At 69.4% G+C, this 6,000-nt stretch carries 4 protein-coding genes; all 4 read left to right on the forward strand.

The window, feature by feature from the left end:
* Positions 1 to 452: 452 nt before the first annotated feature.
* Complete coding sequence (locus tag IEY95_RS36085; RefSeq protein WP_189190391.1) at positions 453 to 1,652, forward strand: sensor histidine kinase; 1,200 nt, start codon at positions 453 to 455, stop codon at positions 1,650 to 1,652.
* Between the two features lie 265 nt (positions 1,653 to 1,917).
* Positions 1,918 to 3,273: a sensor histidine kinase gene (locus tag IEY95_RS36090; protein ID WP_189190392.1), complete on the forward strand. Its 1,356-nt coding sequence runs from the start codon at positions 1,918 to 1,920 to the stop codon at positions 3,271 to 3,273.
* 477 nt (positions 3,274 to 3,750) lie between these two features.
* Entirely contained in the window at positions 3,751 to 4,410 is a 660-nt protein-coding gene (locus IEY95_RS36095; protein ID WP_308429378.1) for a response regulator transcription factor, read from the forward strand.
* Positions 4,411 to 4,705: 295 nt separating this feature from the next.
* Positions 4,706 to 6,000 (forward strand): 2-oxoacid:acceptor oxidoreductase family protein (locus IEY95_RS36100; RefSeq protein ID WP_189190394.1); only part of this gene is annotated, 1,295 nt, incomplete at its 3' end.

The following is a 6,000-nucleotide window of genomic DNA, read 5'->3' on the forward strand; positions in this document are numbered from 1 at the left end:
CTCGCTCCCTGACCTCGTATGCGCCCCGGAGTGCGCCGTCGCGCACTCTGTGATGCGCCGTGTTCGACGATCTGTACGGACGGGAGTCTAGGGCCTGCTAAAGAGACGGTAAGCAGCCCGTCACGCATGGACCATGGCAGACGCGTGTCAGTCTCGCCAGGTGGACAAGTACGCCCTCCGCGTCGAGAACGTGTCCAGTTCCCACCCCGTCGACGTATCCGAGCGAACCTCGTCTCCGTGTATCCAGGTTCCACCCGTCGACGTATCCACGTCCCGCTCGTCGACGTATTCACGTCCCGCTCGTCGGCGTATCCACGTCCCACCCGTCGACGTAGCCGAGTCCCACCTCATGGATGTGTCCGATTCGCACCCTGTGGGGTGGGGTTTTCCCCAGTGGATCGCGGCGGTCCACCTCATGGCGCGGCGGCTCGCCGCCGGGCAGGCTAGCGGATATGACCGAACGCATCACGCTCACCGGTCCGTCGGACGAGATGTCCGACGGCGACCGGCTGCCTCCCGCGCGCTTCGCCTTCGACCGGCAGACGTGGAAGGAGATCGCGCATCTCCTCGCCAACCTGCCGCTCTCGATCGTCGGCTTCGTGTACGTCGCCACGCTGATGTTCACGGGCGCGGGGCTCGCCGTCACGGTCATCGGGCTGCCGCTGCTCGCGGGCGGGCTGCGCGGCGCACGTCAGCTGGGCAAGGCCGAACGGGCGCGGGCGCGCGCGCTGCTCGGGTTGCGGATCGACGAGCCGAGCCCGCTCCCGGTGCACAGGACCAGCTTCTTCGGCTGGCTCTGGTCAAGTCTGAAGGACCCGGTCGGCTGGCGGACGGTGCTGTACGACTTCATACGGCTGCCGTGGGGCATCGCCACCTTCGTGGTCACGCTCACGTCGCTGTTCTTGCTGTGGCCGGTGCTGCCGTTCATCGCACGGGGGCTGACGAACGTGGACCGGGCCATGGTGCGCGGGTTGCTGTCGCCCTCCGACGAACTGGAGCGGCGGATCGCCGAGTTGGAGTCCGACCGGGGGGTCGTGGTCGACACGGCCGCCGCCGACCTGCGGCGCATCGAGCGCGATCTGCATGACGGGGCGCAGGCCCGGCTGGTCAACCTCGCGATGGGGCTCGGCCTGGCCAAGGAGAAGCTCCTGGAGGATCCGGACGCGGCGGCGGCGATGGTCGACGAGGCGCACGGCGAGGTGAAGCTCGCGTTGCAGGAGCTGCGCGATCTGGCCCGCGGCATCCACCCGGCGGTGCTCACCGACCGCGGTCTGGACGCGGCGCTGTCGGCGGTCGCCTCGCGGTGCACCGTGCCGGTGAAGGTGACGGCCGAACTGGAGACCAGACCGGCCGCGGCCATCGAGGGCATCGCGTACTTCACCGTCTCCGAGCTGTTGCAGAACGTGAGCAAGCACAGCGGGGCGAGGTCCGCGTCGGTCGATGTGTGGCGGGCGGACGAGCGGCTGCTCATACAGGTGTCGGACGACGGGCGCGGTGGGGCCGGCCTCGACGGCGGTACCGGGATGGCAGGGCTCGCGGACCGGCTCGGCGCGGTCGACGGCTTGTTCGTCGTCGAGTCGCCGGTCGGCGGTCCGACCGTCATCACGGCCGAGCTGCCGTGGCGGGACCGGCAGGACGAGCCCGCGCGATAGCGCTCGTACGCCCTGGGGCGCCGCCTCGAAGCCCGGCGAGAAACCGGCGAGAACCCGGCGAGAACCCGGTTGAAGCCCCCGGCAAGAACCCCGTCGAGGCCTCCGGCAAACACCCGGCAAGCGCCCGGCCACGGCTCCGGTCCCCTCCCGAGGTAGGGAAAACCCCCGCCCCAAGACGCCGACCCGCTCCATGGTCGGCGAGCCCCGTGGACAGCAGGGTTGAGGTACGAGCCGACGAGCAGGACGAGTAGAACGGACGAGACCGATGGCCACGGAGTACGGACAGGGGTACGGGCACCGGAATGGGCCCGGATTCCGCGGAGCGGACGTCGCTGAGCGACGGCACCGACTCCCGGCCCCGCTGCGCGCGCCGATCGAGGCCCGCAGCTGGCGCGAGTTCGGCTATGTGATGCTGAGCCTGCCGCTCGGGATCATCATGTTCACGTTCGCCGTCACGATGTTCTCGCTCGGCGCCGGCCTGCTGATCACCTTCCTGGGGATACCGGTGCTCGCCGCCGCCCTGGCCGGCTGCCGCGGCTTCGGCACGCTGGAGCGGGCACGGGCGCGCGGGCTGCTCGGCGTCGAGGTGTCCGAGCCGGAGCCGCTGCGGATGAAGCAGCGCGGGGCGATGGCGTGGATGGGCGCGATGCTCAAGAGCGGCACCTCGTGGCGACACCTGCTGTACGCGGTGGTCCAGTTCCCGTGGTCGGTGTTCTCCTTCGTGGTGGCGCTGAACTTCTGGGCGTACGGGTGGGCGCTGCTGACGTATCCGCTGTGGTTCTGGGTCTTCCCGATGTACGGGGGTCAGGGCGGGTTGCAGCTGTACGGGGACGACACGCACGCCATCTATCTCGACAACCCGTTCGAGATCACGGTGACCGCGCTGGTGGGGCTGCTCTTCACGATGGCCACGCCGTGGATCGTGCGGGCGCTGACGACCGTGGACGGGCTGATGGTGCGCGGGCTGCTCGGCCCGTCGCGGCTGGCGACGCGGGTGGTCGAGCTGGAGTCCGACCGGGGGGTCGTGGTCGACACCGCCGCCGCCGACCTGCGGCGCATCGAGCGCGATCTGCACGACGGGGCGCAGGCCCGCCTTGTCGCCCTGGCCATGGACCTGGGGCTGGCCAAGGAAAAGCTGACGGAGGACCCGCAGGCCGCGGCGCGGATGGTGGGCGAGGCGCACGGCGAGGTGAAGACGGCATTGCAGGAGCTGCGGGATCTGGCCCGCGGGATCCATCCGGCGGTGCTCACCGACCGCGGTCTGGACGCCGCGCTGTCCGCGGTGGCCTCGCGGTGCACGGTGCCGGTGCAGGTCGACGTGGATCTGGCCTCGCGGCCCGCGCCCGCGATCGAGGGGATCGCGTACTTCACGGTCTCCGAGCTGCTGCAGAACATCAGCAAGCACGCGCGGGCCACGCGCGCCACGGTGGATGTGTGGCGGGTCGAGAACCGCCTGATGATCCAGGTCGGCGACAACGGGGTGGGCGGGGCCGATGTCTCCGCCGGGTCGGGGCTGGCGGGGCTCGCGGAGCGGCTCGATGCGGTGGACGGGATTCTGGTGGTGGATTCGCCCATGGGCGGGCCCACGCGGATCACGGCGGAGCTGCCCTGGCGGGGGTGATGCGGCACGGGGTGGGGGGAGGGCCTTTCGTCCTCTCCGCCCTGCCCTCCCCCAAGCTCTCGACAGCTCTCGACTTCGCTCGGGAGCTCTCGACTTCGCTCGGGCAGGGGGACCCCTGTCGCCCCTGGGGGCTGCCGCTCCCCCGGACGCCCACGTCGGCCCGATCGGCCTCGTCCTCCTCACACGCAGGACGGGCTGAAGGCGTCCGCCGAAGGGCTGAGGGCATCCGCCGGACGGGCTGAAGGCATCCGCCGGAAGGGCTGAAGCATCCCCGTGACCGTCTCCCCTCCCGTCACGTCTCCTTCTGCCTATTCTCGCTGCCCGGGCGCAGTCCGATCCGAATGCTGGAATGCTGGGGGCTGTCGTACGAGCGGGGACGAACCCGGCGCGGGCCGGGAATGCACTCGGGTCCGGCCGGGCTGTCCCGGTGCGGGCCCGGGGACGGGCTCTGGGGGGCCGAGAATCGTGGAGGACAGGGTGCGCGTGGTCATCGCCGAGGATTCAGTGCTGCTCAGGGAGGGCCTGACCCGGTTGCTGACCGACCGCGGGCATGACGTCGTGGCGGGTGTCGGCGACGGCGAGGCGTTGATCAAGACCATTACCGAGTTCGCGGCCCAGGACGCGCTGCCGGATGTCGTCGTCGCCGATGTGCGGATGCCACCGACGCACACCGACGAGGGCGTCAGGGCGGCGGTGCAGCTGCGCAAGGCACATCCCGGACTCGGTGTGCTCGTGCTGTCGCAGTACGTGGAGGAGCAGTACGCCACCGAACTGCTGGCCGGTTCCAGTCGCGGTGTCGGCTATCTGCTCAAGGACCGGGTGGCCGAGGTGCGGGAGTTCGTGGACGCGGTGGTGCGGGTGGCCCAGGGGGGTACCGCGCTCGACCCTGAGGTCGTGGCGCAGCTGCTCGGCCGCAGCCGCAAGCAGGACGTACTCGCGGGACTGACCCCGCGGGAGCGGGAGGTCCTCGGGCTCATGGCCGAGGGACGTACGAACTCCGCCATCGCACGGCAGCTCGTGGTCAGCGACGGCGCGGTCGAGAAGCACGTCAGCAATATCTTCCTGAAGCTGGGCCTTTCCCAGAGTGACGGGGATCACCGGCGTGTTCTGGCCGTGCTCACCTACCTGAACTCATGACGACCTGACACTGTGTCAGGTGGCTGGTACGAGTCCGCGTGCCACCCCATCTGCCACGAGAAGCCCAGCAACCAGAAATCCAGGTACTCAGAACCAATGGATGAGCGGGGAGCGTCTTCAAGGAAGGACTGGGGGGCGGGTAAATCATGACAAGTCAGGGTGTCCGGCCGTCTCAAAATGGTGTCCATCATGCGAATGTCCGCGGGAAGGCCACCCTTACCGACGTAGGGTTGAAAGTGGGAGGGCCTGCGGGAAGGCCGCTCCCAGACAGCCGCCTCGAGGGAGGTCCAGTTCAGTGACGAGCCAGGTCAGTAGCCCAGCGGAGCAGGCAGACGGAGCCGTCGTAGGAGGACAGCGCAAAGCGGCCGGAGTCAAGGACGTCCGCCGCCTTGACCGAGTGATCATTCGGTTCGCGGGCGACTCCGGTGACGGAATGCAACTCACCGGCGACCGCTTCACCTCCGAGACAGCCTCCTTCGGCAACGACCTCTCGACCCTGCCGAACTTCCCCGCCGAGATCCGAGCGCCCGCAGGCACCCTGCCGGGCGTTTCGTCTTTCCAGCTGCACTTCGCGGACCACGACATCCTCACTCCCGGCGACGCGCCCAACGTCCTCGTCGCCATGAACCCGGCCGCCCTGAAGGCGAACATCGGCGATGTGCCGCGCGGCTCGGAGATCATCGTCAACACCGACGAGTTCACCAAGCGGGCGATGCAGAAGGTCGGCTACGCCACCAGCCCTCTGGAGGACGGCTCCCTGGACGGCTTCAGCGTCCATCCCGTCCCGCTCACGACGATGACCGTCGAGGCGCTCAAGGAGTTCGCGCTCTCCCGCAAGGAGGCCGAGCGCTCGAAGAACATGTTCGCGCTGGGCCTGCTGAGCTGGATGTACCACCGGCCCACCGAGGGCACCGAGAAGTTCCTGCAGACCAAGTTCGCGAAGAAGCCCGACATCGCCGCGGCCAACATCGCGGCGTTCCGCGCGGGCTGGAACTTCGGCGAGACGACCGAGGACTTCGCCGTCTCCTACGAGGTCGCCCCGGCCACCCAGACCTTCCCGACCGGCATCTACCGCAACATCTCCGGGAATCTGGCCCTGTCGTACGGCCTGATCGCGGCCTCGACCCAGGCGGACCTGCCGCTGTATCTCGGCTCGTACCCGATCACGCCGGCCTCCGACATCCTGCACGAGCTCAGCAAGCACAAGAACTTCGGCGTGCGCACCTTCCAGGCCGAGGACGAGATCGCCGGCATCGGAGCCGCCCTGGGCGCCTCTTTCGGCGGTTCGCTGGCGGTCACCACCACCTCCGGTCCCGGCGTGGCTCTCAAGAGCGAGACCATCGGCCTGGCCGTGTCCCTGGAACTGCCGTTGCTGGTCATCGACATCCAGCGCGGCGGCCCGTCCACCGGTCTGCCGACCAAGACCGAGCAGGCGGACCTGCTGCAGGCCATGTACGGCCGCAACGGCGAGGCCCCGGTTCCGGTCGTCGCACCGCGCACCCCCGCCGACTGCTTCGACGCCGCCCTGGAAGCGGCCCGTATCGCGCTGACCTACCGCACCCCGGTGATCCTGCTCTCCGACGGCTACCT

Source organism: Streptomyces albiflavescens (assembly GCF_014645835.1).
GTDB classification, from domain to species: domain Bacteria; phylum Actinomycetota; class Actinomycetes; order Streptomycetales; family Streptomycetaceae; genus Streptomyces; species Streptomyces albiflavescens.